Consider the following 23,477-nt stretch of genomic DNA (forward strand, 5'->3'; position numbering starts at 1 on the left):
TGATTTTCGCTTAATGATGCCCATAAGTTTTCTTTAAATAATGCATCAATGCTCGTAGAGCCATAGCTTCGCCACCTTCAGGCTTGCCTGGTTTACTCGCGAGATTCCAAGCCATAATATCAAAATGGACCCAGGATAAAGATTTCGGTATAAAGCGCTGTAAGAATAAAGCAGCCGTAATTGCCCCAGCATAGGGCGAAGGACTCGCATTCACTAAATCAGCAACCGAAGAATTAAGCATCTCTTCATAGCCAGAAAACAAGGGTAATCGCCATACTGGATCATTAACAGCTAAAGCAGATTCAGTAATACCCTGCACTAATTGATCATCATTTGAAAACATAGCAGCAATGTCAGTACCTACCGCAACTCGTGCGGCTCCTGTTAGAGTTGCAAAATCAATCAATAAATCGGGTTGATCTTCACAAGCCTTGGAGATTGCATCGGCCAATACTAAGCGCCCTTCCGCATCGGTATTATCAATTTCCACCGTTAAACCATTATGCATTTTGATAACATCGCCTGGTCTGAACGAATTAGGGCCTACTGAATTTTCAACAGCAGGAATATACAATCGCAAATAAACAGGTAACTGTTGGTCCATAATCCATTGTGCCAAACCTATCGCATGAGCAGCCCCGCCCATATCTTTTTTCATCAAACGCATAGCCGCAAATGGTTTAAGATCCAAACCGCCGCTGTCAAAGCAAACACCTTTGCCAATTAAGGTTATTTTGGGATGATTTTCATTACCCCAGGTTAGCGTTGATAAACGGGGGGGAGTCGCTGAGGCTCTACCGACGGTATAGATTGCATTTAAGTTTGAGCTGACTAATTGCTCACCAAGCCACCTTTTGAAATGGGCTTTATATTTCACAGAAATCCTGGATACCTCCATGGACAATTCCTGTGGTCCTAATGCATTCGTCGGTCTGTTGATCAAATCACGAACCAAAAAAATGGCCTCGGACTCCGCTAAAATCCCTGGTAATTCTTCTTTATTAACCAATAAAGTACGCGCTGAGGGCTCCTGTTTTTTATATTCACTAAAACGATATTGCGCCAAGGACCAGTTAACCTTTGCACTATGCGACAAAACTTCCTGAGCAATATAACAGCCTTTAGGTAATTGGGTTGCTGCATGAGCAAGCGCTAACATTTGATTACCCTTGCCCGCACCGATGAAGGCCTTGCTTACATGTCCATCCGCTGTATGAATCAGGCTGTAGTCACCCAATTTGCCAGTGAATTCACGACTCAGAAGACAAGACCTTTCTGCAGGAGCCAATGCTTCCAATCCTTGTTCCCAATGAGTTTCGGTCACTAAAAATAGTGGGATTGCTTTTTCAGATTGAATTTCATAAAACATGTCAGCAGGCATTATTGCTCCTTCATTTGACCACGGAATTGGGCTACACGAACGCCCGTTAATCCTAAACACAATAAATAAATAATGACTGCAACCGCTACATGGAATATTAACAGAACTAAACGCATCACAGCGGAGAGCTCTAACCAGTGCTGCACACCACCGACCATCAGGTATAAATACAGAGCAATAGCAACATTGGCAATCAATAACTGTATGATAAATTTTATCCATCCTGACGAGGGCTTATAGATACCTCTACGTCTCAGCAAGTACAACAACATCCCACAATTGACATACCCGGCCAAAGCAGAAGCAAGGGCAAGGCCTGCATGCGCCAAAGGCCAAATAAATATAGAGCAGAGAATCGAATTCGTAACCATAGCCCAGGCCCCTACTTTTACAGGGGTTTTTATATCTTGGCGAGCATAAAAACCAGAAGCAAGAACCTTCACCATCATAAAAGCGGGGACGCCCGAAGCAAGTGCAATAAGACTTTTTTGTGTTTGCAGAAGATCATTGGGAGAAAATTTACCATAAGTAAAACAACTTGCAATAAGCGGCATGGAAAACATGGCTAGCCCCAGGCCTGACGGTACGCCAATTAACAACAAGGAACGCAAGCCCCAATCTAAAGTTTTGGAAAATTTCTCCCCCCCTTCCTCAGCATGCCGTCTAGACAAATGCGGCAGAATGACGGTGGCTATAGCCACGCCAAAAACACCCAAAGGAAAATCAGTCAGTCTGTCGGTATAATATAACCAAGTTACGCTGCCCACTTTAAGAAAAGAGGCGAAAATAGAATCTATCATCAGATTAATTTGGGCAATAGACACCCCAAATAAAGCAGGAACCATGAGTTTTAATACGCGCCTAACACCCGGATCGCCCCAAGCCATTCGCGGTTTTACTAATAATCTGCGGTTATAAAGAAAAGGAATCTGGAAGAAGAATTGCACTATTCCGGCCACTAGCACACCCCAAGCTAAGCCCACCACGGGAACCTGTAGATGGGGACTCAAATAGATTGCAGCGAAAATCATACAAATATTCAGGAGCACCGGAGTAAATGCAGGAACACCAAAATATCCATAGGTGTTCAATATCGCTCCGGCCATTGCCGTCATGGACACCAGCATTAAAAAGGGAAAGGTGATGCGCAGCATCTCTGTAGCAAGTACTGAGCGCATGCTTCCCTCACCGAATCCTGGTGCAAAAAGAAAAATAATAAACGGCGCGGCAATTACCCCAATCACCGTAACCAAAGTAAGCACAGCACCCAACTGTCCCGCTATTCGTGCAATAAAAAGACGTACATCATCGAAAGGGCGTGTTTGTTGATATTCAGCAAGTACAGGCACAAACGCCTGCGAAAAAGCCCCCTCAGCAAAGAGGCGGCGCATAAAATTAGGAATCCTGAATGCAACATAGAAGGCATCCATCCCTGCTTGCGCGCCAAATAGTTGGGCAATGACCATATCACGTACAAACCCAACCATCCGTGAGATCAAAGTCATTAGCGATACAAGAGAGGTGGAACGTAATAGACTTTGCCGTTTAGGTACCATGGTTTCAATCGCAGACATAATTCGAATTAATTCACAAAACGAACCTCTATGATATACCCTATTAAGAATGTTTTGAGAAATTTTTAAAAAGTTTTTTCGAAACTGCCAAATTTTAAGTTTGCACTTGAAAAAGGATGCCGTGATGAACCCATCAATTGCTAGCATTGCGCTATATTCTCTTCTTCCCGCTTTTACGATGATCATTGGAGGGACCGTAGCAAGCCTTTATCAACCCAGTGACAAATTGACTAGCGCCACGCAACATTTTGCAGCAGGGGTAGTTTTTGCCGCGGTTGCCAAAGAGTTATTACCCAAATTAGGAGAAGGCAAGACCCCCGTCGCTTTAATTGTGGGCTTTAGTTTAGGGGTCATTTTGATGCTTTTGTTGAAGGCGCTGACCAACAAGCTTAATGAACAAGAAGAGCAATCCACGGGTCTATCTTTGGGATTAGTTTCTTCGGTCGGGATTGATTTATTCATCGATGGAATCCTCATTGGAATTGCCTTTTTGACCGGTAAACAAGGCGGTATGTTGATTGCAGTCGCCCTAGCCTTGGAAATTCTCTTTTTAGGTTTATCCACTTCCTCAACCTTAGGTAGACGATCGGTAAGTGTTAAAATAAGACTTCTACTCAGCCTCTGCCTCGCTTTATTAATTCCTCTGGGAAGTATTTTGGGGGCAACTTTGTTAGCTCAGCTTCCAAAAGCGATTACAGAGGGACTCCTTTCCTTTGGCGTTGCCGCTTTACTCTTTCTAGTCACCGAAGAATTATTGACTGAGGCACATGAACATGAAATTGAGGAAACACCGCTCATAACGGCGAGCTTTTTTATGGGTTTTTTAGGTATTTTAATTCTTGAGAATCTTGCTGGATAAAATGTTTGTTGACTGCTCTTTCGTGCGGCCATTTTACTTTGCTAAATTTAGAATTTTAGGTTAAGCAGGCAGAACGTTTTTTGCAATGGGTGGATCAGTCCTCACTCCATAATTAATCGCTCTTTTTAGTCCTTAAGACTTCACTCTCTGATTATAACTTGTTAATCTTATTGCTTATTTATCATAGTGTTAATAAAAATATCATGCTGTTTCTTGAGTGCTTGAGTTCGCCTGAGAAATACCGGTAAGACTATGTTTGAACATCTTTTAAGGGGAATTTATGGCCAATGTTTTTGTTCTTAGAATTGCAGCTCCTTCAGGAGGAGGAAAAACCACTGTTGCAGATGAGGTAGTTAAACACTATCAACTTCAAGGCAAGCGTTGTATTAAAATATCTGTGGATGATTATTATAAAAAAGACCCACAACCAGGCACGAACTTTGATCATCCTGATGCAGTTGAGCTGGAATTACTCGCAGCTCATCTTGAAGCCTTACAAGAGGGAGAGACTATTGAGGTACCGACTTATTCTTTTACAAAGAGTACTCGGCTAGCTGAAACGAAACCTATCACTCCCTCTGAAGGCATGATCATTGTTGTTGAGGGGATTTTTGCTTTAAATGAAAAACTCGGCGAAATAAACGATTTCAAAATTTATGTCGATACTCGCCTCGATATATGCCTTGCTAGGCGCCTTCGTAGAGATGAAATAGAGCGCGGCACGTCTATAGAAGAGAATCTAGCTTATTATGAGAAAAATATTATCCCTAATTTACATTTTGTTCTGGATACTAAAGCCGAGGCTGATTTTATAATGCCCACCAGCAATTCAGAAGATATAAAAAAATTAATCGAAGCAGTGGATTCGCAAGTACTTCAACCCGTTAAATCAAGTCAACCCTACACGACAGCAAGATTTTTTGCGACAGCAGAAACAGATACACAAACTCCCCGGATTCCCGAACAAACGACGGGGCAAACTACACTGATTTCAGAAACATTTGGACAAAGTTCAATGCCAGGGTTAGGCGGCAGCGTAAATTGAACAAAAAGGAGGCTGTAGAAACAGTAAAAATAATTTGTACTATACTCATTGCAGATCAAAAATCGTACTGATTAAAGGGAATTTTACATGAAAAAACAAGTCGTTCTCATTACTGGAGCCCTCGCAGGAATTGGTAAGGCAACCGCTTTAGCTTTTGCTCAACAAGGAGCAAATATTGTTATTTCAGGGCGCAAAAAGGAGTTAGGGATTTCTCTCGCAAAAGACCTCAAAGCGCTTGGCTGCGAAGTAGAGTTTATTCAGACTGACGTTCGTTATGAACCTGAAGTGCGCTCGCTTGTCGAACAGACTGCAAAACATTTTGGTCGTCTTGATGTTGCAGTGAACAATGCAGGAACAGAAGGTGCGATGATGTCTCTTGTGGAGGCAACCCTGGATAATTATCAATTGACCTTTGACACGAATGTATTAGGCGTCTTTTTATGTATGAAATATGAACTTCAGGTAATGATGGCGCAGGGTTCAGGTTCTATAATTAATCTGTCATCAGTTGCCGGAAAAAAGGGATTTCCAACAGCCGGAATTTATTGTGCATCTAAGCATGCCGTAGAAGGCTTTACAAAAGTTGCAGCCCTTGAAGCGGCGGATTCTAATGTGAGAGTCAATGCAGTGGCTCCAGGTCCGATTATGACCGAAATGTTTGATCGCTTTACCCAAACCGAAGAAGGAAAAACCACCTTTACCTCGTTGGTTCCCCTAAAACGCGCAGGAAAGCCTGAAGAAGTGGCGCAGACCATCTTATTTTTAAGTTCAGAGGCATCCTCTTACATTACTGGACAAATTGTTGGAATAGATGGCGGGTTAATGGCTTAAGAAACAGGAAAAATACCCTACTCCGAGTAGGGTATTTCAATGCTGCAAAATATTAAACTTTTGCACTTTTTCCTTAATTGGAAATACTAGCTTCTGCGTTATTAGTAGATTTAGACCTTTAAATTCAAAAGCCAGCATCTTCCGCTATCTTATAAGGCATCAAAATTTCTCTTTATCTTTGAATGTAAGATGAGCAGGATAAGGATTAGTAGTATCTTGTTGATATTTCTTTTCGGTGACAGCCAAAAACCTCATCGCTGAAGTGTACTTTATTGCCGATCATATGAAATGCCCCCCTAAAAATTGTATAATTAATAATATTTACTAGCGCCTGATTAAGAAAGAATTAAACTGGATAATAAATGATCATTTGGATTGATGGAGATGCCTGTCCTAAGGCAATAAAACAAATTTTATTTCGAGCAGCAATAAAACGTCAGGTTCCAATGACTATCGTCGCCAACCATTTAGCGATGACGCCTCCTTCCCCATTTATAAAAAAAGTACTGGTACAATCAGGTTTCGACAGTGCAGATAACTATATTGTCGATCAGGTTCAACCACGCGACCTTGTAATTACTGCCGATATTATTTTGGCGGATCAGATCATTACAAAACAGGCATTTGCTCTTAGTCCAAGAGGTACGCTTTACTCAGTTAACAATATCAAACAAATATTAACGATGCGCAATTTAAATGAATCTCTGCGAGAAAATGGAATGTTGCGCAGCAATTTAAATACTTTCAGCGCCAAGGATATTCAGCTTTTCTCAAATCATTTGGACAAAATGATTACACAACATCACAAATAGCTTAAACACATCACATTTAGACAGCGGCGAGTATCATTTAAATATTGACTTGTCCGATATCCTACTGTATCTAATTGAGAATATTTAATCAAAATGATTCAACCTTTAGGTTTAATATATTGACAAATTCAACCTTATTGGGCATGATCACCATTTTTTTGTGACATCTGATTGATGTGGAGATTTTTAAGTGGCAAATATTAAATCAGCGATCAAACGTGCTCGCCAAAACGTAAAACTGCGTCAACATAATGCTAGTGCACGCTCTATGTACCGCACTTACGTTAAAAATGTGCTTAAAGCCGTCGAAGCCGGTGACTCAGAAGCTGCTCGCGCTGCCTATGCTAAAGCACAACCAATTATTGATAAAGCTGCTGGAAAGGGTTTAATTCACAAAAATAAAGCTGCTCGTATTAAAAGCCGCCTGAGCGCACGTGTTAAAGCTATGGCTGCTTAACCCCGCGTTTCCGTCGCTCTAAGTCCGTAAACACCCGAACCGGTATTTTTTCCGGTTCGGTCCTTTATTGAACAAATCGTTTTTGATTGAACTCCGTCTATATAGCTTTGCCGTTGATCCAGGTACAGGATGCAACAACAGCATTACTCATGTTGACTACGTTCATTATATACTACCGAAAACGAAGCAGAATGCTGATTAAGCTGTTCATAAGCTCGTTTTGCTGGAACGTATTGTGGGAATTGAGTCATCAACCGTTTCAGAATCAAACGTGATAAATCTTCATCACCACGGTTCCATTCGCTTAGCGCATCGAAGTACATTAAATCAGCAGGTTGGCGGGCTAGAACAGGGGAGCGATTTATCGAAATTGGCTCGATAAAGCTGATCCTTTCTTGTTGTTGTGCATCTAGCCATTGCAGCATTTTACGTGCTTGGAAGCTACCATTATCGCTTGCTTGCTGTAATAGGCGTTTACCCTCTTCTGATTTATGATCAGGCGCGGCATTGAACAGCATGACTGCGAGTTGATATTGCGCATAACCATTATTGTTTGCTGCTAATTCACCATACAATTGTTTTGCTTGCTCATTATCTTGACTCACACCTAAACCATATTGATAGATCCGAGCCAGAGCAAGTTTTGCTGTATCGTTGCCTTTCGCAGCAGCTTCTTGGTAATAAGTTACTGCGCTTGGGAAATCCAGCTTGGTTGCAACACCAGTCTCAGAGAGCAGTCCAAGTTGATAAAGCGCATCGGGATCCCCTAGAGCAGCGGCTTGCTTATAGAGCTGCAATGCTTTTTGTTCATTTCTCTCTGCACCCAAGCCATTAAAATACATTCCTGCTAATTGAGTCATCGCTTCGCTATAGCCTTTATCAGATGATTTCGTAAATAGCGCTTGTGCTTTAGCATAATCAACCGGTAAGCCTTTGCCTTTTTCGTAGATTAAGCCTAGGTCGTATTCACCTACTGCATCGCCTTTTTGGGCTGCTAGCTGATAACTTTCCAAAGCCTTGAGGTAGTTATCTTCAACGGTATCATAGATGAACCCAAGAGCCACTGCTGCTTTTGGATAGGCTGCTTGTGCAGCAGCGTACCATTTTTTAGCTTCAGCATAATTTGGCTCTTTGCCGATCCGTCCTAATTGATAAAGTTGACCTAGCAAGAATTGCGCGATAGGTTGGCCCTGTTCCGCTGAAGCCAGATACCATTTTGCTGCTAATTCGCGATCAAGCTGTCCACCTAAACCAGTATCGTAGAGATAACCGAGTTTTACTTGTCCCTCTTTATCTCCTTTTTCTGCTAGATACTGGTAGATTTCGCGTGCCTGTTGCATGTTGGCAGGATCATCAGCTTGAGCTAGGTAATAATCGGCAAGCAGCAAGCTAGCTGTGGTATTACCTTCATCCCGCGCTTTAATTAAGTCATCAAGGAAGGATTCGCCTTGCTGATGTTTCAGCACAGCTAAATTGAGACTTGCATAAGAAAAACTAGCATCGGCAGCTTGTTGCAATAGTGCCAAGCCTTTTTCCGCATCTTTACTAAGACCAATTCCTTGACTGTAGTAAGTACCAAGAACAAAGGCATTTACCGGATTTAGTGGCGCTTGTTGATACCAATAAAGGGCTTCAACTTGGTTGGCTGGCACCGCAATGCCTCGTTCATACATCATTCCTAATAAGAGGGCTGCTTCGCCATTTCCACTTTTTGCCTCTTTTTTAGCGACATCGAAGGCTTGCATTTGTTTATCAGGATGAGCAGTATCCATTGCATTGTAATAAGCTAAAGGCAATTCGGCTTCTGCAACACCTTGAGCAACCGCACCTTGATAGAGTCGTCGGATCAATTGTGTGCGATTTTGCTTAGCCACTACACTCAATCCAACTTGCTTTTGTTTAACTAAATACTCGGCCAAACGATATTCTGCTGGGCCATAGCCGTTAGAAGAAGCTAAGTAATACATGGCTAAAGCTTGTTGAACATTAGGTTCAACAATAATGCTACCATTCGCATCAGTGAAGCCTTTATCATAAATATTAGCTAGCGTATATTGAGCATAAACATTTCCTTTAAACGCCGCATCAGTCATCCAACTCATACCTTGCTTATAATCAACAGGATTTGTTTGGCCCTCTAGATATAAAATACCTAAATTATACTCAGCGCGAACATCTTGCTGTGCTGCTGCTAATTGATAATAGATGATGGCTTGTTGCGGACTTTTAACCACGCCAATACCATATTGATAGAGCTGGCCGATTTCAAATTGCGCTGAGGAATTACCTAAAATGGCTTGACCATAAAGTTGGCTGAGAACTGCTTGATAGTTTGCTTTATTCTCCCAGCCTACTGTTTTTTCTTTAAAATAATTAAAATCTTGTGGTCCTGCTTTGTCAGGGAAAGGCGCACCTTCGTTAACCATGGATTCTCTTGGCTTATGCTCCACAGCAAGTGATTCATTTTTTTGCAGAGCCTCGATTTGCTTATCCAAGGGGTAACGAGGGAAAGTCCAGGTTGCGATATGATTTGCATTTAACATGGGGGCAATGAGATCAAAATAATCATTGATTGGAATCTCACTAGGCTGAGCCATGCTAAAGTTAGGTTTGTAGAGTTCAGCGCGTGATAAAGCTTCCATTTGAGGAGCAGAATTATAGCTATTTTCTTTTAAGGCGAGTGGATTTTGCCAAGCACTATAAATACCGCCTAAACTATAATTATCAGCCGCAAAACTATCGTCTCGACCATTGCTTAACCAACGTGCAACTTGAATATCCGCGGCAATTTCTGAGTCTTTTTTTGCCAAGCTTTGTTTCGCTTTTTGTTGCCATTGGTCGGATAATTGTTGGTTGGCAATCACTCCTTTACCGTCTTTATAAAGAAGTGCTAAGGTTTGCTGAGCTTCAACAGAACCATTTTGCGCGGCTTGAAGAGTCCACATAAATCCAGTTTGAAGATTAAAAGAAGCCGATTTAGGATCGGAATACAAGCGAGCCAAAGCCATCTCTGCACGTACGTCATGCGCGTTGGCTGCTTTTGTTAGCCAATCTTTACCAGTGTCCATTTGATTTTGTTTGATTGCCAATTCACCAAGCGTTACCATCGCTGCGGTTGAATTTTGTGAGGCTGCCTTCGTTAATAGCTCAACCGCCTTGCCCATGTCACGTGTCACCCCTGTGCCATTGGCATACAACTCACCTAATTTCGCTTGGGCGTCAATCTGGCCCTGCTCGGCTGCTTTAGTTAACCAAATGGCACCTAATTTTTTACTATTTTGATCACGGCTGTCTAGGAAATGAATACCTAAGGTATATTGGGCGAGAGCATTACCTCCTTTAGCAGCATCGATATAATATTTTCTTGCTGTATCAGAATTCTTTTTCGTACCTAAACCAAAGAGATAAGCCCCAGCGCAATACATTTGCGCTTGGATGTCCCCAGCTGCAGCCGATTTTTTAAACCAGTACAGTGCTTTTTCCGGATCTTTTTCTTCGAGGAGATAATAACGGCTAAGTAATTGCTGAGCCGGCAAAATACCTTTTTCAGCCGCTTGATTAAAATAACGTAAGGCCAAGGTATTATTTTTTAATTGGCCATAACCATATAAACGCATCCGGCCCATATAATAATCAGCCACGGGATCACTTTTAGACTGATTAAGTGTTTGTGCAGCAAGTGGATAATTTCCTTGACGATAAGCGTCTAATCCATCTGTAGCATAAGCCAGTTGGCTTCCGGCAGCTGCAACCAAGTAAAACCATGGCACGAATGATTTCATGGTAACTCCCTCTCATCTATATGTTTACTGCAAGAAATCTATTTGGGTACTCACTTATTTACTGCCCTGGAATAATGCCATAGTGCACAACTGCACTTACCGCGCCATTCCTGGTACTGCTATTCACTAACCAATAATTACCCCGATTATTTAACCCATACTTCACATTGGTGTACTCACATACTCTCAAACTTTGCGCACAATCAATGACTTGTCCATATTGAGATTTTTTATCAGGAATCGTGCAAATGAATTTAACCTTTTTTTCACTCGTCGATAAAATTCCCCACTCGTGAGCTCCAATAACATGATTTAAATACAAACTACGTGAACTTTCTTCATTACGCATCTGAAAAAGGTTCACAGGTTGGCCCAGGGTGTTAAATAAAAAATACATTGATTGATTCTGGCCATTTGCTCCGGTAATCAAATGTAAGGTTTGCAATTCAAATTGATATCCAGAGTTATAACAACCAATAGGTGGTCTATTATCATCTTTTTCCACTTTTTCTTCTTTCTGGACTCCAGCATTCGCAATGCCAGCTGACAATAAAGTCAAGAATAAGCTTAGGCCTAGATTTGGTTTGATTATGTTCATTCCTGTGGCTCCTCTTTTTCTTTTGTCAGAACTGGGCGAATCACTACTTTGGTACCCAAAAAGTGATTAGCATCATTAGATAAGTCGACAAAACTATGGTTTAGCCATTCCGCATCGCGGGTAAACATTCTCACACAACCATGACTTGCTCTATATCCAGGAATATCCGGCGAGCCGTGTAAAGCAAAGCCCTTATGGAAATACATGCAAAAGGGCATTTTTGCTCCGCCACGTCCGATAGGATACACATTGGATCGGCAGCGCTCATTTTCTTTGCTGAAAAAGCGGAAAATACCTGTCATCGTGCGGCATGAGCGAGCAGCATCTGGACATCTGTCCCTTCCTGAGGAAATGGGACCCCATTTCACTAACTTCCCCTCTTTATCATAAGCTCCCCAAGCTAATTTATCCTGATCAACAATCACTTGTTTTTCACCTTCGGCTTTAATGGTTAATGGGAAAGGAGAAAAATCAAGAAGATTTTTTTCAGCAAGATTACGTGGGACCACAATGACTTTACCAGCCCATAAATAGTTATAGGTTCTATTTAAGCGTTGAACAACATCACGCTGTAGTTCGTCAGGAAACAATTTTTCCCAAGTTTGCCCAGAACCAACCTTTATGCATTGATAATCTGGGTACGAACACAGAGCAGTGCCGTAATAATTTGCAGCATTAACTGCGGCTGCCTGTATCATCAGCGCAATCACTCCTGTTATTTTTTTCATGTCGTGATTCCCCTAATTCGTCTTCAATTTTTCTGATGCAAGAAGCATGCTTAAATGCAAAAAATTTCTTCTTACTCGTTATTATTATTTCAAATCCACATTGCTAGCTAAAAAACAAGCTCTAGACCCTGTGTCGGTAGAATGCTTAAAAAGTTTAGCTTTTGGGCAAACTTTATAACGAATAACTATAATTAGCTAAAGTGGACTTTAATTTAGACTCTATGAGCACAAAAAAATTCCTTATTAATGAACATCCTCCGCCAAACAAGGTTTTGGAGAATCTCATTGTGAATGAGGAAACTAAACGGAATTTACAAGAGACTAAAGATGGTGTGATTGTCTTCGATAGGCAGGGCATAGTGATTTTTCTGAATGACACTGCAAAAAAATATTTCCCTTCCCCACTTAGCCAAATCATCGGAAAACCGATAGAAAAATTAGTACCTCTGAACTCAATGGCCCAGAGACGGTTATTTTGCAAAGCAAGAAAATATTTTTCTCTGGCAACTACAGGCATCCCACAAGAATTTCATTGGGTAGAAGAAAAAGGGAAACACCCGATTCAAGCCTTTAATGTGATCTTTAATGCGACAATTCTTGACGATAAAAAAGTGACCATTATTCGATTTATAGACATCCTTCAAGTAAAAACCTTTGAATGGGCACTTTGGTCGTTGGCAAAAATTAATAATTACGGTTGTATAAACGACATCATCGATGACATAACTGAATTAGCCTCCGAAGTGTTTTATGCCGAGTATGGAGTAGTTAGTCTATTCGATCAGGAAATTACTCATTCCATTAGCTATTTTCATCAGGGAAAAGAACCGAATTTCTCTCATGCGCTAGCCGATACTCCTTGTCAGCAAGTAAGAAAAGAAAAGAAAATTTGTTATTATAATGGCGATGTTCGCGCTAAATTTCCCAAATTTCAGTTCTTAACGGATTTCAATATCAATTCCTATTTAGGCGGTCCGCTTATTAATTCCGAGGACGAAGTGGTTGGTAGCTTAGTCGTGATGTCTGAACAAAAGTTTAAAGTCAGTTCTCTCTATAAGACTTTGTTTCAACTGTTTATGGATAGAATAAGTCTAGAAATTGAACGGCTACTCGCGCAACGAAAATTACAATTCCTAGCCAGCTTTCCACAACAGGATCCCAATCCTGTGATACGTATCGACTCAGATGGTACCCTTCTTTATGCCAATAAATCAGGTTTTGAAATTCTTAACCAGTGGTCAATGCGGGACAACAAAACTCCCAACATCCTCATGGAAGCCTGTCAACGTGCACAACAACAAGAGGAGGGGATTCGAGAAGAATTTACAATCAATCATCGAGTTTATCTTTTCACTCTGGTCTGGATTGAAAGCTTTTCGCAAATCAATATTTATGCAATAGACATCAGCGAACTCAAATTGGCCCAGCAAAAAATGCGTAATCTTGCCAACTTCGACACGCTAACCAATGTAGCTAACCGAGAATACTTTAAAACGACATTCAATCATTGGCTAATCGATGCTAAAAATAATGCCCAACAATTAGCTCTTTTACTGATTGATCTTGATAATTTTAAATCCGTTAATGATACCTTCGGCCATCCGATTGGCGATCGCCTATTAAAAACAGTCACGCGAAGAATATCGGGTTGTTTAAGAAGCTCAGATTTTATTGCTCGTTTGGGTGGTGATGAATTTGTAGTTCTTTTAAAAATACATAAAGTTAGCGATATCTACAAAATTGCCGAAAAAATCAATCAAGTCCTTTGCTCACCGTTTGAACTCGGCGAATACCATATCGAAAGCTCTTGCAGTACCGGAATTAGTTTTTACCCACAAAATGGCGTCACGACAAGCGAATTGCTTAAAAATGCTGATATAGCAATGTATCAAGCGAAAAAAAATGGCCGAAACCAATATTGTCTATTTTCTAACGTCAGACATAATGGTGAGTCTAAACGGCGAACCCTTATAAAAAGGAGTTTAAAAGGCACCGACTTAGTCAATCAGCTATCTATTAATTATCAACCTCAGTTTGATTTGCAATCCAAAAAAATAATTGGCTTTGAAGCATTCGTTCGCTGGCATCACCCTAAAGAAGGTTTAATCTCCCCCTACGAATTTATTCCTCTTGCGGAGCAGACTGGCGCGATTTATTCCATTGGTTATTGGGTAATTAAGCAAGCACTGCAAGACTATCAAAAAACGATGATGTCCATTTCGGATGCTAAACTTTCGCTAAATATTGCTCTATCACAACTTAATGACCATCATTTTATTGAGCATTTGTGTGAAAATATCAATCGTTTTGAAGTCAGTAATGAGTTGGTTATCTTAGACTTAGCAGAGCAGATATCCACCATTCAATACCGTCATCTTGATGAGCATTTACAAGAAATTCATGCACTAGGTATTCAATTAAGTTTAGATAACTACGGCAGTGAATATTCCTCTCTCTCTCGATTACTCGAGGTGCCCATTAACGTTGTAAAAATAGACCAAAACTTTCTTCATACTTTGGAAACTCAACCACGTCACAGAGCATTTATTAGCGGTATCATCGATTTGGCAAATAAAATGGAATTACAGGTGATTCAAAAAGGCGTTGAAAACAAAAGTCAGAATGAGGCACTAAAAAATTTAGGCTGCCGCTATGCTCAGGGGTTTTATTATTGCCCTCCTCTTTCACTGAATGAGCTAAAAGAATTTTTAACAAAATATGCTCTGTTAAATTAGGGGCTGTTTACACTTCGCTAGTTTGGGCTTAAATAGCTTGATTTTGAGCACCCTAACCATTTCCGTGAAAATGCTCATATATTCGTGTAGCTAATTCGTTGTTTATCCCATTTACCTTCGCAATTTCACTGAGTGGTGCCTTGGCTAATTCACGTAATCCTCCAAAGCGCCGTAACAAAGCTTGTCGTCTTTTGGGACCGACGCCCTCAATTGATTCCAGCGAAGAATCAAGACTGGCATGTTGACGTTTTTTTCTATGTGAGGTAATTGCAAAGCGGTGCGCCTCGTCACGAATATGCTGGAGTAAATGTAAAGCTGGGGAATCCGAAGGTAGGGTTAGCTCCTTATCCTCGGCCACTAAAATTAAACGCTCCCATCCCGCTTTTCGGTCAGGACCTTTGGCAATCCCTAAAAGAGTCACTCCCTCGACCTGTAGAGACTCAAGAACCCGTTCTGCCACCGCCACCTGGCCTTTCCCACCGTCAATAATAAGCACATCGGGTAATTGTTGTTCTTGCTGAAGACGCTTAAACCGTCGCGTTATAGCCTGCTCCAGCGCCGCGTAATCGTCTCCCGGGGTAATGCCGCTAATATTAAAACGGCGATAATCGGTCTTTCGCGGCCCTTCTGCATCAAAAACTACGCAGGAAGCTACGGTTTCTTCCCCCTGCGTGTGACTAATATCAAAACACTCCATGCGCAGAATGCTCACTTCTCGCTGGAGCAGCTTGGCCAGGGCTAGATACCTCATTCTTATTGTCGATGAGGAGGCAATATGCTCGGCGATAGAAAGTCGCAAATTGTTAAGCGCAAAATCGACCCATCGTGCCTTTATGCCTCGTGGCTGAATTTGGATCTGACAATTTTTGCCGCGTAACTCACTCAACAGCTGCTGCAAAGCTTCGCGCTCAGGGACGGCTTGATGAGTAATAATAAGTGCCGGAATGCGCTCTGGTGTATCAATATAATAAAAAGAAATAAAAGCAGTAAACACTTCTTGCCACAGACTATTCTCATCATTTTCATTGTCAGTAAAACCTTGCTTCGGTACTGATGGAAAAAAATTATGACTCGTTAATACATGCCCTTCTCGAACAGTAACATATTGAATACAAGCAAACCCTGGTTGCGCCTCAATAGCGATCACATCAGCATCCCCACTAAGCTGTACAACCCCCTGCTGTTCTTGAACTAAGCGTAGGCTTTTGATTTGATCACGCAAAATTGCCGCCTCCTCAAACGCCAATTGCTTGACTACTTGCTCCATGCGTTTAGCCAGTTCTTCAAGAAGAAGCTGTGATTTACCCTGTAAAAACCGCGTTGCATCATCCACTGATTGTTGATAGTCCTCAGCGGAAATATAGCCGGTACAGGGTGCTGTACATCGCTTAATTTGGTATTGCAAACAAGGTCGAGAACGCGTGCTAAAATAACTATCGCTGCAATTGCGAATTTTAAATACTTTTTGAATCGTACCTAAAGTCTCCCGCACTGCCGCTGCACTTGGATAAGGCCCATAAAACTCCCCCTTGCGTGGTTTTTTCTTAGAACGGTATAACTCCATGCGAGGAAAGGGATGATTAGAAGTCACATGAATATAAGGATAGGATTTATCATCACGAAGAAGAACGTTGTATTTAGGTCGAAGTGATTTGATTAAATTAGATTCTAATAAAAGCGCTTCGGTTTCACTGCGAGTCACACTCAGGTCAATCGTCGCGATTTGGCTAATCAACGATCGTGTTTTTACCCCAACATTTTGCTTGTTAAAATAACTACTTACTCTTTTTTTTAAATTTCGCGCTTTGCCCACATAAAGCACTGTACCACTTGAATCTACCATCCGGTAAACACCAGGTTCAGTTGTCAGATTTGTCAGAAATTTGGTGAGATCGATTGTGATTTTATCAGTCATGTACTACAACCAGTCTAAATGCAGAGTTTAATCTATTAAAGTATAGACACTTCTAATAGGGCAAATCTCGATGGCTTTACCGCTTTGGCACCCCTGATCAAGCCAGCTTTATTGCCGGTGTCGTCACTGCGAGTGAGCGTAACGACCCAGGATTCAGAGTAAAAGAGTTAACCAACCTGGATAGGCGCGACGTCAAACTAACCTATCCTTCATCATGCAATGCATCATTAGGCTGTTCAATGACGCGGTGTTTCATTGCTAAGAAAGTAAGCTCAACATCATTTTTTATGGCTAGCTTCTCAAACATACGATATCGATAACCATTGATCGTTTTTGAACTTAAGAATAAGCGATCAGCAATATCTTGTACGGTCATGCCGCTGGTAATCATCAACATTACTTGCATTTCACGTTCAGATAGTAAGTCAAAAGGAGAATCTTGTACGGCTTCTAAGCTATTAATTGCCATTTTTTGCGCAATTTCCGCACTTAAATACTTCTCTCCTTTAGCTACTTTCCGGATAGCTGCAGCCATTTCTTCGGCACCCGACTCTTTAGTTAGATAACCCATAGCACCTAGTTGCAAAACTCTTGTAGGCAATGGTTCGGTACACATAGCTGTGACAGCAATGACTTTAACTTGCGGATTTGATTTTTTAAGTCGTCTAGTGACTTCCCAACCATCTATACCCGGCATTTTCATATCCAGCAGCACAACATCGGGCTTATGGGATTTAACCAAAGCCAAAGCCTGCTCACCGCTCTCAGCATCGGCAACCACTTCCATATCAGGAAGATCATCTAATAATCGTCGAATACCCATTCGCACTAGAGCATGGTCATCAACAATTAGTACTTTTATCAAGCGTTGCTCCTTGACTCTTTATGTCAATGAACAGAAAACATGCAACGATATTAGCAAGACTGACTTAGCATTACAATTAGATCTCATTTTAGCCGTGAGCTTTATCATCTTTTTGCTAAAATATTGCCTTATGAGCACAAAATTAGAGGCTGTTGATCATGAAAATTTGTCTCTCAACAGCCTCTAAACTAACAAGCTAAAATATGAATGTTGGGATTATTCGGATCGACCGGGAATAAAGGTGGGTATTCACCCAACTCTCTGGCACGCTCGATAAAGTGATTCATATCTGCCTCAACAAAATCATAAAGCTCATGGTAATCACTAATGACAAAATACACAGCCTGCAACATATCAATCCGATAAGGCATACGAAAAGCAACCACAGGATCAAAAATCACTCGCATTGCTTTATCACTTTCAACGCTATAAGCCGTCTCACTGATTGAGGACAAAATCCCCCCTCCGTAAGCTCGTAAACCTTGGGGCGTTTTAATCAACCCAAACTCCACGGTAAACCAAAAAAGTCGCTGCAATAAGGCCCATTTCTCTTCGGGTAGACTTAATACCTTACAGGCATAATTACAAACAAAATCCGCATAGACAGGATTCGTCAACATCGGGCAATGCCCAAAGATTTCATGAAAAATGTCAGGCTCTTTCACATAATCGATCTCTTCTTCACAACGAATAAACGTTGCGGCAGGAAAGCGTCGATCCGCTAATAATTCAAAAAAAGCACGTGCGGAAATCAATGCTTCCACTGGCTCAACTCGCCATCCAGTTAGGGAATTGAGACGACGACTCAGTTCGGGTAATTGTGGAATATGATTTGAAGATAAATTAAGACACTCTAACCCTTTCAAAAACTCATCACAAGCTCGTCCGGTTACTACCTTCATCTGACGTTCATAGAGTATTTGCCAGATGCGATGCTCTTCATTTGAATATTCCACCAAACCTTGTGCATTAGGGCGGTGAGCAACGTAACGACTGACAAATTCCATAGTAACTCCTAAAACTAACAAATAAGTTTAATCTGAACCTTATTGTTTAAATTATAGCGCTTTGCTTTAATGTGCAATACCATTCCGTATTCTTGTTTGTTTTGCGGGGCCAAGCCCAACGCTAAGGTCTGGCGAATCCCCACGGGATTCGCTTGAACTTAAGACTCAACTAAAATCTTACAGATTTTATCCTCTAAAGCCTTGTACTTCGCACTGGGTCCAGTAAAACCATTAATCATAATCGAAAAAATTAAGGTCTGCTTTTTGTCAGTCTCAAGATAACCTGACAAAGCAGTCACTGCGGTTTCTGAACCGGTTTTAGCATGTATTTTTCCTAAAGTTGCTACCTCTTTCATTCGATCTTTAAGAGTGCCATCGATACCTGAAACAGCGAGAGAGGCGATAAAATCATTGGCCCCAGAAGAGGAGTAAATTTTTTGCAATAAATTAACTAACTGTTGGGGCGTTAAAAAATTATAACGAGAAGCACCGGCTCCATCGATTAGCGTGGTTTTAGGAAATTTAAACTGTAGCGACTGAGCCAAAATATCACGCACAGCACGATGGCCATTCTGAAAACTGCCTGCTTCATGCGCATAATTAGAACCCATGGTCTTAAATAACGCATCCGCAATCGTGTTATCCGATTCTTTTAACATGATGGCCACCAGCTTTTTTAAAGGAGGTGAATCTTGACGAGCAAATGGTTTGGACGTCATTTCAAATTTTTTAAACTCGATCTCTCCAGAAGTAGCAATTTGGTTTTTATCGAATAAATATTTTAATAAAACTTGCACATTAGTACGTGGATTATTAATTGCCATTTCGATAGGATAAGGAGCAGCAGAAGTCTTAAGACAGCCGTTAATGACGTAGCTTGTCTCATCATGTCGTTTCACTTTAACGGCGCAATTTTTAACTGAAGTGGGTTCTGTTATCGCTTGATTAATAAATTGCATCGATTGAGGATAGTTCGGCAACTCAAGTTTTGCAGGTTGCCCCGCTTCTAAGGCTGGGACTAATGTCGCAGTGACACAATTATGATTAATAATCAAAGCACTAATGGGCGAACCCCAGCAAAAATCCTGATCATCCCAGGCTGTTCCGGGACTCATTTTCATTTCATCAAAGGCTGTATCATCGATAATTATTTTACCTTTGATGCGACGAAGTCCTATTTCTGCTAATGAATTGATGAGCTGCTCAAATTGCAGCGCGGTTAAGCTGGGATCCCCAGAAAATTGCAGATAAAGATTATCTTTTAAAATACCCTTATGAATTTTGGTGTAATCCAAAAATAATTGGGTGTGGTATCTAAAATCAGGACCCAGTGCTTGCAAGGCTGCATAGGCGGTGAATAATTTCTGAGTACTAGCTGGCGTAAAATAACGATCGACATCCTTTTTATAAAGGACTTTGCCGCTTTTTGCGTCTTGAACCAAAATGCCAATGTTTATATTTTCACCAAAGTCTTTTAAAGCCGTTTGTATTTTTTCAGCAAGCTGTTCAGACTCGACAGTTGCAGTTGCAAAACTCATTGTTGAGAAAAAAGATACAAAAAAAGCGAAGGCTAAAAAATACTTTTTCATAGTTATTATTCCAGTTATTTTTGTTGAATCAATGGGGGTCGCCATTAATACACTGCCATAAGTTGGGTGCTTCTTTCGTCCTCTTCCGGTCAAGCCGGAAGGACGAAAATTTGTCGCCTAATGCTAAAAAAAGGCATCCCATTATTAACCCTACCTCTGGTTTCGCCGAATTTGAGAAATAGGTATAAAGGTTTCCGTGCCTTTTTCCAATCGTCGCTGACTCCCCTTCCAGGCGTGCCCATACACTACTTCATAGCTCAGTGGGTATTTACCTTGTGGTGTACATAAAGCTTGGTACGCCGACTCAAACGCTTGCCACGAGGTCTTACCTGTCAAACCTTCATTGCGCGATTGATTGATATTACGCACTCCTTGTGCCTTTAAATTCTGCAATAAATGATTGAGGCTTGAATAGTGTACTGACAATAACTCCATATCGACAACTGGATCAAGAAATTGTTCCATCAATAAACAATCACCAACATCATGCATATCCATAAAATCATTAGTGTGTGCGTATTGGTCTGCTTGTAACCATGCTTGCTTTAATTCTTTGAAAGTATCAGGACCCAGCGTCGAAAACATTAAACAACCGTTCACGTTCATGACCCGATTTAATTCCTGAATGACCGCTGAAAGCGGTTGCGACCAATGAATCACTTGATTGGCAAAGACCAAATCAAATAAACCATCAACAAAAGGTAGCGCGACCATATCCGCATTGATTAATGGCCATTTACGTCGCCATCCTTGTTTTCTTTGAGATTGTTTCAGCATGGCATAGGATAAATCCAAACCAATGATTTCTGCTTGTGGGTAGAGTTTTTTTAACATTTTGGTAAAAAGACCCGTGCCACAGCCTAAATCAAGCACATAACGCGGATTAATTTTCAAATAATGGAGCCGTTCGAATAAACGCTCACCAATTTCATTTTGCACTTTTGCTGCTTGTTCATATTCTGCGGCATGTTTACTAAAAGCATTGCAAATTTCAGTTCTAAGATTCATCATGGATTAAAATTATTATGGAAATCCAACGTCGTGCGTCAGAAAATCGCCAGTATAACACAGATGCTGCGTTTGCCCTCCGTCTGTGTGCTTTGCTATCAATATCATCGTCAACCTTTTGCAGTTTGCGATAGTTGTCTTAATTTACTCAAACAAATTGGCCCAGCTTGTCGTTATTGTGCCCTTCCTTTACCCGATGATACCTTTTTAAGCTGTGGTGTTTGCAGCAAAAAAAAACCTGCTATTGATAAGACCATAACTGCTTATCTATTCGAAGAACCTTTGCGGACCTTAGTGCATGAGTTTAAATACCACGAAGCGCTTTATCTAGTGAGTTTTTTAGCGCGATTGATGTTGAATGCCTTACCCAATGGCGTCCTTGAAACACAATGTCTAGTCCCCGTTCCTTTGCATCCGAAACGGCTGAGACAAAGAGGGTTTAATCAAGCAGCCGAACTTTGCAAATTTTTAGCGCGAAAATTAGCTCTTCCCTACGAATTAAATCTTTGTAAAAAGATTATTCACACAGCACCACAGGCCAGTTTAAATAAAAAGCAAAGAAAACAAAATTTACAAAATGCTTTTCAAAGCCAATTGTCGCCTTATCAACATATTACTTTAGTGGATGATCTCTTAACGACTGGGAGCACAGCCAATGAATTAGCGCTAGCGTTTAAGCAACAAGGCGTCGCTCAAGTAGATCTTTGGTGTTGTGCAAGAGCGGTTTAATGGAGATAGCGCTGCAGGTCATTCATCAACAGTTGAACTAACAAGATAGCAAAGATAATAAAGGCCAAACGGTACAATAACAGTTCCACCGCAATAGACACGGGCTTTCCACGCAATTTTTCTATGAGAGCATAAATAATAGACCCGCCATCCAATCCCGGAATTGGAAATAAATTAACCAACCCCACCGCAAGACTTAAATTAGCAATAAAAGACAGAAAAACGGCTAGGCCTTGAAAGAATGAACTAACCGAAGCAGCAAATAATCCCAGTGGACCCAATAAAACAGCAAAAGGAAGCACTCCCGTGATCAATTGCTTAAGCATAACCACAAAGAAAGTAAGTAAATGGCCTAATTGCTCCATCGCATAGCGGGCAGAGGAAGCAAAGGATTTACCTGGGACATGCTGAGTGTGCAACTGGGCAGGAGCAGGTTCAATACCCAAGGCACTCAATAAAGAAGGCTCCTTTTTTTGATACCTCCACTGACTCAAATCTAAATTGACTGGGTGTAATGTTTCTTCTGGATTACTCACCCAAATAGGTACCTTGTTTTTTCCCAGCGCCATGATAAGGCTCATCCCCACTTCTTGCCAAGAATTTGTTTTCCAACCCGCCACTTCAACAATCCGAGTATGGGCTTGTAAGCCTGCTTGAGAAGCAATACTAGGTGTATATACTTTTTGAATAAATGGTCTTTGTTGTTCAAATCCCATCATAAATAGGAGGGTCAATGCTAACCAAGCGGTGAGCAAATTGGCTAAAGCACCAGAAACTAAAATGATACAGCGCACCCAAATCGGTTTTTTATCAAAACAAAGGGGATAGTTTTTTTTAGGAACTTTCTCAATGCGTGAATTGAGTAAGTGCACATAGCCACCCAGCGGCCACAAAGCCCAAACCCACTCACGGCCTGATTTATCCTTAAGAGTTAACAAAGGCTTGCCAAAACCAATAGCCACTCGCTTGATTTTTACGCCGAACAACGTCGCTGCTAACGCATGACCTGCTTCATGGATACCAACTACTACTACTAAAGTGATAACCATGGCAAGTAACGCCAAGATCATGTATTTCTCCCTGGTCAACTTGCTTCTTCATTTTAAATCCTTTTGGAGAAGACTAATTATTTAACCGTATTATCAACGACTAGTTGCAACAACGGCTGGCCTTTTCGCCCTTTTAACTCGTGTCCTCTTCGATAAACCTCAAATATTCGATAAGCCTGGCAGGTTTCGCTATCCACAAGTTCTACCTCATCCCCTTGATCATCTACTAAAGTAACCGTTAAATGCATTTCACGAAAATTTCCGATTTGATACCGCTCTTTAAACAAACGCAGCACACTCAATAAACTTTCTGCTGCCTCTTCACTATTGTGGTTACCTTGAAAAATGATATCCATTGCCACCCCTTATCAGGACAATACCTGTTCAAAAAGTGCCTACCCTTGTTAACGGCGATAAATAAAAGTACTTGAGAATAAATGCGCAAGTTTTATCAAAAAAACCTTTTTTTTGAGCAACGACTAATATTTCCTTAATTTTTACCTTTTAGAATAA

The 23,477-nt window shown here is 41.1% G+C and carries 19 protein-coding genes; 7 read left to right on the forward strand and 12 right to left on the reverse strand.

Going from position 1 to position 23,477, the window contains the following annotated elements:
* Positions 1 to 10: 10 nt before the first annotated feature.
* Positions 11 to 1,381 carry a leucyl aminopeptidase family protein gene (locus Ldro_RS11130; protein ID WP_058496488.1) on the reverse strand — a complete coding sequence of 457 codons (1,371 nt, stop codon included), beginning with the start codon at positions 1,379 to 1,381 and terminating at the stop codon, positions 11 to 13.
* Positions 1,381 to 2,955, reverse strand: coding sequence for a murein biosynthesis integral membrane protein MurJ (gene murJ, locus Ldro_RS11135; RefSeq protein ID WP_058496764.1), 1,575 nt, complete (start codon positions 2,953 to 2,955; stop codon positions 1,381 to 1,383). Before murJ ends, Ldro_RS11130 begins: the two co-directional genes overlap by 1 nt.
* Before the next feature lie 124 nt (positions 2,956 to 3,079).
* On the opposite strand from murJ, the gene Ldro_RS11140 reads away from it, so the two are divergent.
* The 5 genes from Ldro_RS11140 (at position 3,080) to rpsT (ending at position 6,959) form a co-directional block, all read left to right on the forward strand.
* Complete coding sequence (locus tag Ldro_RS11140; protein WP_058496489.1) at positions 3,080 to 3,814, forward strand: ZIP family metal transporter; 735 nt, start codon at positions 3,080 to 3,082, stop codon at positions 3,812 to 3,814.
* A gap of 280 nt (positions 3,815 to 4,094) precedes the next feature.
* The gene (locus tag Ldro_RS11145) at positions 4,095 to 4,859 is read left to right on the forward strand and encodes a uridine kinase family protein (RefSeq protein WP_058496490.1); all 765 of its coding nucleotides are present in this window, start codon (positions 4,095 to 4,097) and stop codon (positions 4,857 to 4,859) included.
* A gap of 87 nt (positions 4,860 to 4,946) precedes the next feature.
* The gene (locus Ldro_RS11150) at positions 4,947 to 5,690 is read left to right on the forward strand and encodes an SDR family NAD(P)-dependent oxidoreductase (RefSeq protein ID WP_058496491.1); all 744 of its coding nucleotides are present in this window, start codon (positions 4,947 to 4,949) and stop codon (positions 5,688 to 5,690) included.
* A gap of 362 nt (positions 5,691 to 6,052) precedes the next feature.
* Positions 6,053 to 6,502, forward strand: a complete 450-nt coding sequence (locus tag Ldro_RS11155) for a YaiI/YqxD family protein (protein ID WP_058496492.1) — start codon at positions 6,053 to 6,055, stop codon at positions 6,500 to 6,502.
* A 190-nt stretch (positions 6,503 to 6,692) separates the two neighbouring features.
* Positions 6,693 to 6,959 (forward strand): 30S ribosomal protein S20, encoded by a 267-nt coding sequence (rpsT, locus tag Ldro_RS11160; RefSeq protein ID WP_058496493.1) that lies wholly within the window; start codon positions 6,693 to 6,695, stop codon positions 6,957 to 6,959.
* Positions 6,960 to 7,102: 143 nt separating this feature from the next.
* On the opposite strand, the gene Ldro_RS11165 is transcribed toward rpsT, so the two are convergent.
* The 3 genes from Ldro_RS11165 to Ldro_RS11175 are packed head-to-tail and all read right to left on the reverse strand — an operon-like array spanning position 7,103 to position 12,067.
* Positions 7,103 to 10,741, reverse strand: coding sequence for a tetratricopeptide repeat protein (locus tag Ldro_RS11165; RefSeq protein WP_058496494.1), 3,639 nt, complete (start codon positions 10,739 to 10,741; stop codon positions 7,103 to 7,105).
* 58 nt (positions 10,742 to 10,799) lie between these two features.
* The gene (locus Ldro_RS11170; RefSeq protein WP_065235930.1) at positions 10,800 to 11,339 is read right to left on the reverse strand and encodes an endopeptidase IV; all 540 of its coding nucleotides are present in this window, start codon (positions 11,337 to 11,339) and stop codon (positions 10,800 to 10,802) included.
* The gene (locus Ldro_RS11175) at positions 11,336 to 12,067 is read right to left on the reverse strand and encodes a L,D-transpeptidase (RefSeq protein ID WP_058496495.1); all 732 of its coding nucleotides are present in this window, start codon (positions 12,065 to 12,067) and stop codon (positions 11,336 to 11,338) included. Before Ldro_RS11175 ends, Ldro_RS11170 begins: the two co-directional genes overlap by 4 nt.
* Positions 12,068 to 12,354: 287 nt before the next feature.
* Between Ldro_RS11175 and Ldro_RS11180 the strand changes: the two genes are divergently transcribed.
* Positions 12,355 to 14,802, forward strand: a complete 2,448-nt coding sequence (locus tag Ldro_RS11180) for an EAL domain-containing protein (RefSeq protein ID WP_165481632.1) — start codon at positions 12,355 to 12,357, stop codon at positions 14,800 to 14,802.
* Positions 14,803 to 14,854: 52 nt separating this feature from the next.
* Here the strand turns inward: Ldro_RS11180 and uvrC are convergent, their stop codons facing one another.
* The 5 genes from uvrC to bioC form a co-directional block, all read right to left on the reverse strand.
* Entirely contained in the window at positions 14,855 to 16,717 is a 1,863-nt protein-coding gene (gene uvrC, locus Ldro_RS11185; RefSeq protein ID WP_058496497.1) for an excinuclease ABC subunit UvrC, read from the reverse strand.
* A 202-nt stretch (positions 16,718 to 16,919) separates the two neighbouring features.
* Entirely contained in the window at positions 16,920 to 17,582 is a 663-nt protein-coding gene (gene letA, locus Ldro_RS11190) for a two-component system response regulator LetA (protein WP_058496498.1), read from the reverse strand.
* 188 nt (positions 17,583 to 17,770) lie between these two features.
* Positions 17,771 to 18,589, reverse strand: a complete 819-nt coding sequence (gene phhA, locus Ldro_RS11195; RefSeq protein WP_058496499.1) for a phenylalanine 4-monooxygenase — start codon at positions 18,587 to 18,589, stop codon at positions 17,771 to 17,773.
* A gap of 158 nt (positions 18,590 to 18,747) precedes the next feature.
* Entirely contained in the window at positions 18,748 to 20,178 is a 1,431-nt protein-coding gene (gene dacB, locus Ldro_RS11200; protein WP_162263976.1) for a D-alanyl-D-alanine carboxypeptidase/D-alanyl-D-alanine endopeptidase, read from the reverse strand.
* 150 nt (positions 20,179 to 20,328) lie between these two features.
* Positions 20,329 to 21,186, reverse strand: coding sequence for a malonyl-ACP O-methyltransferase BioC (gene bioC / locus Ldro_RS11205; protein WP_058496766.1), 858 nt, complete (start codon positions 21,184 to 21,186; stop codon positions 20,329 to 20,331).
* Between the two features lie 33 nt (positions 21,187 to 21,219).
* Here bioC and Ldro_RS11210 point away from each other — a divergent pair, with 33 nt between their 5' ends.
* Positions 21,220 to 21,915 (forward strand): ComF family protein, encoded by a 696-nt coding sequence (locus Ldro_RS11210; RefSeq protein ID WP_058496501.1) that lies wholly within the window; start codon positions 21,220 to 21,222, stop codon positions 21,913 to 21,915.
* Here the strand turns inward: Ldro_RS11210 and Ldro_RS11215 are convergent.
* Together Ldro_RS11215 and Ldro_RS11220 are read right to left on the reverse strand one after the other, a co-directional pair.
* On the reverse strand, positions 21,912 to 22,985 hold the full coding sequence (locus Ldro_RS11215; RefSeq protein WP_058496502.1) for a M50 family metallopeptidase: 1,074 nt from the start codon (positions 22,983 to 22,985) through the stop codon (positions 21,912 to 21,914). The genes Ldro_RS11210 and Ldro_RS11215 overlap by 4 nt on opposite strands.
* A 56-nt stretch (positions 22,986 to 23,041) precedes the next feature.
* On the reverse strand, positions 23,042 to 23,320 hold the full coding sequence (locus Ldro_RS11220; RefSeq protein ID WP_058496503.1) for a hypothetical protein: 279 nt from the start codon (positions 23,318 to 23,320) through the stop codon (positions 23,042 to 23,044).
* Between the last annotated feature and the right edge of the window lie 157 nt (positions 23,321 to 23,477).

It is taken from the genome of Legionella drozanskii LLAP-1, from assembly GCF_001467585.1.
Classification (GTDB): Bacteria; Pseudomonadota; Gammaproteobacteria; order Legionellales; family Legionellaceae; genus Tatlockia; species Tatlockia drozanskii.

Excerpts from the sequence above, each read along its gene's own strand:
- Ldro_RS11130 (WP_058496488.1), bottom strand. The coding sequence starts at position 1,381 with ATGCCTGCTGACATGTTTTATGAAATTCAATCTGAAAAAGCAATCCCA.
- murJ (WP_058496764.1), bottom strand. The coding sequence starts at position 2,955 with ATGTCTGCGATTGAAACCATGGTACCTAAACGGCAAAGTCTATTACGT.
- Ldro_RS11140 (WP_058496489.1), top strand. The coding sequence starts at position 3,080 with ATGAACCCATCAATTGCTAGCATTGCGCTATATTCTCTTCTTCCCGCT.
- Ldro_RS11145 (WP_058496490.1), top strand. The coding sequence starts at position 4,095 with ATGGCCAATGTTTTTGTTCTTAGAATTGCAGCTCCTTCAGGAGGAGGA.
- Ldro_RS11150 (WP_058496491.1), top strand. The coding sequence starts at position 4,947 with ATGAAAAAACAAGTCGTTCTCATTACTGGAGCCCTCGCAGGAATTGGT.
- Ldro_RS11155 (WP_058496492.1), top strand. The coding sequence starts at position 6,053 with ATGATCATTTGGATTGATGGAGATGCCTGTCCTAAGGCAATAAAACAA.
- Ldro_RS11165 (WP_058496494.1), bottom strand. The coding sequence starts at position 10,741 with ATGAAATCATTCGTGCCATGGTTTTACTTGGTTGCAGCTGCCGGAAGC.
- Ldro_RS11170 (WP_065235930.1), bottom strand. The coding sequence starts at position 11,339 with ATGAACATAATCAAACCAAATCTAGGCCTAAGCTTATTCTTGACTTTA.
- Ldro_RS11175 (WP_058496495.1), bottom strand. The coding sequence starts at position 12,067 with ATGAAAAAAATAACAGGAGTGATTGCGCTGATGATACAGGCAGCCGCA.
- uvrC (WP_058496497.1), bottom strand. The coding sequence starts at position 16,717 with ATGACTGATAAAATCACAATCGATCTCACCAAATTTCTGACAAATCTG.
- phhA (WP_058496499.1), bottom strand. The coding sequence starts at position 18,589 with ATGGAATTTGTCAGTCGTTACGTTGCTCACCGCCCTAATGCACAAGGT.
- dacB (WP_162263976.1), bottom strand. The coding sequence starts at position 20,178 with ATGAAAAAGTATTTTTTAGCCTTCGCTTTTTTTGTATCTTTTTTCTCA.
- bioC (WP_058496766.1), bottom strand. The coding sequence starts at position 21,186 with ATGAATCTTAGAACTGAAATTTGCAATGCTTTTAGTAAACATGCCGCA.
- Ldro_RS11215 (WP_058496502.1), bottom strand. The coding sequence starts at position 22,985 with ATGATCTTGGCGTTACTTGCCATGGTTATCACTTTAGTAGTAGTAGTT.
- Ldro_RS11220 (WP_058496503.1), bottom strand. The coding sequence starts at position 23,320 with ATGGATATCATTTTTCAAGGTAACCACAATAGTGAAGAGGCAGCAGAA.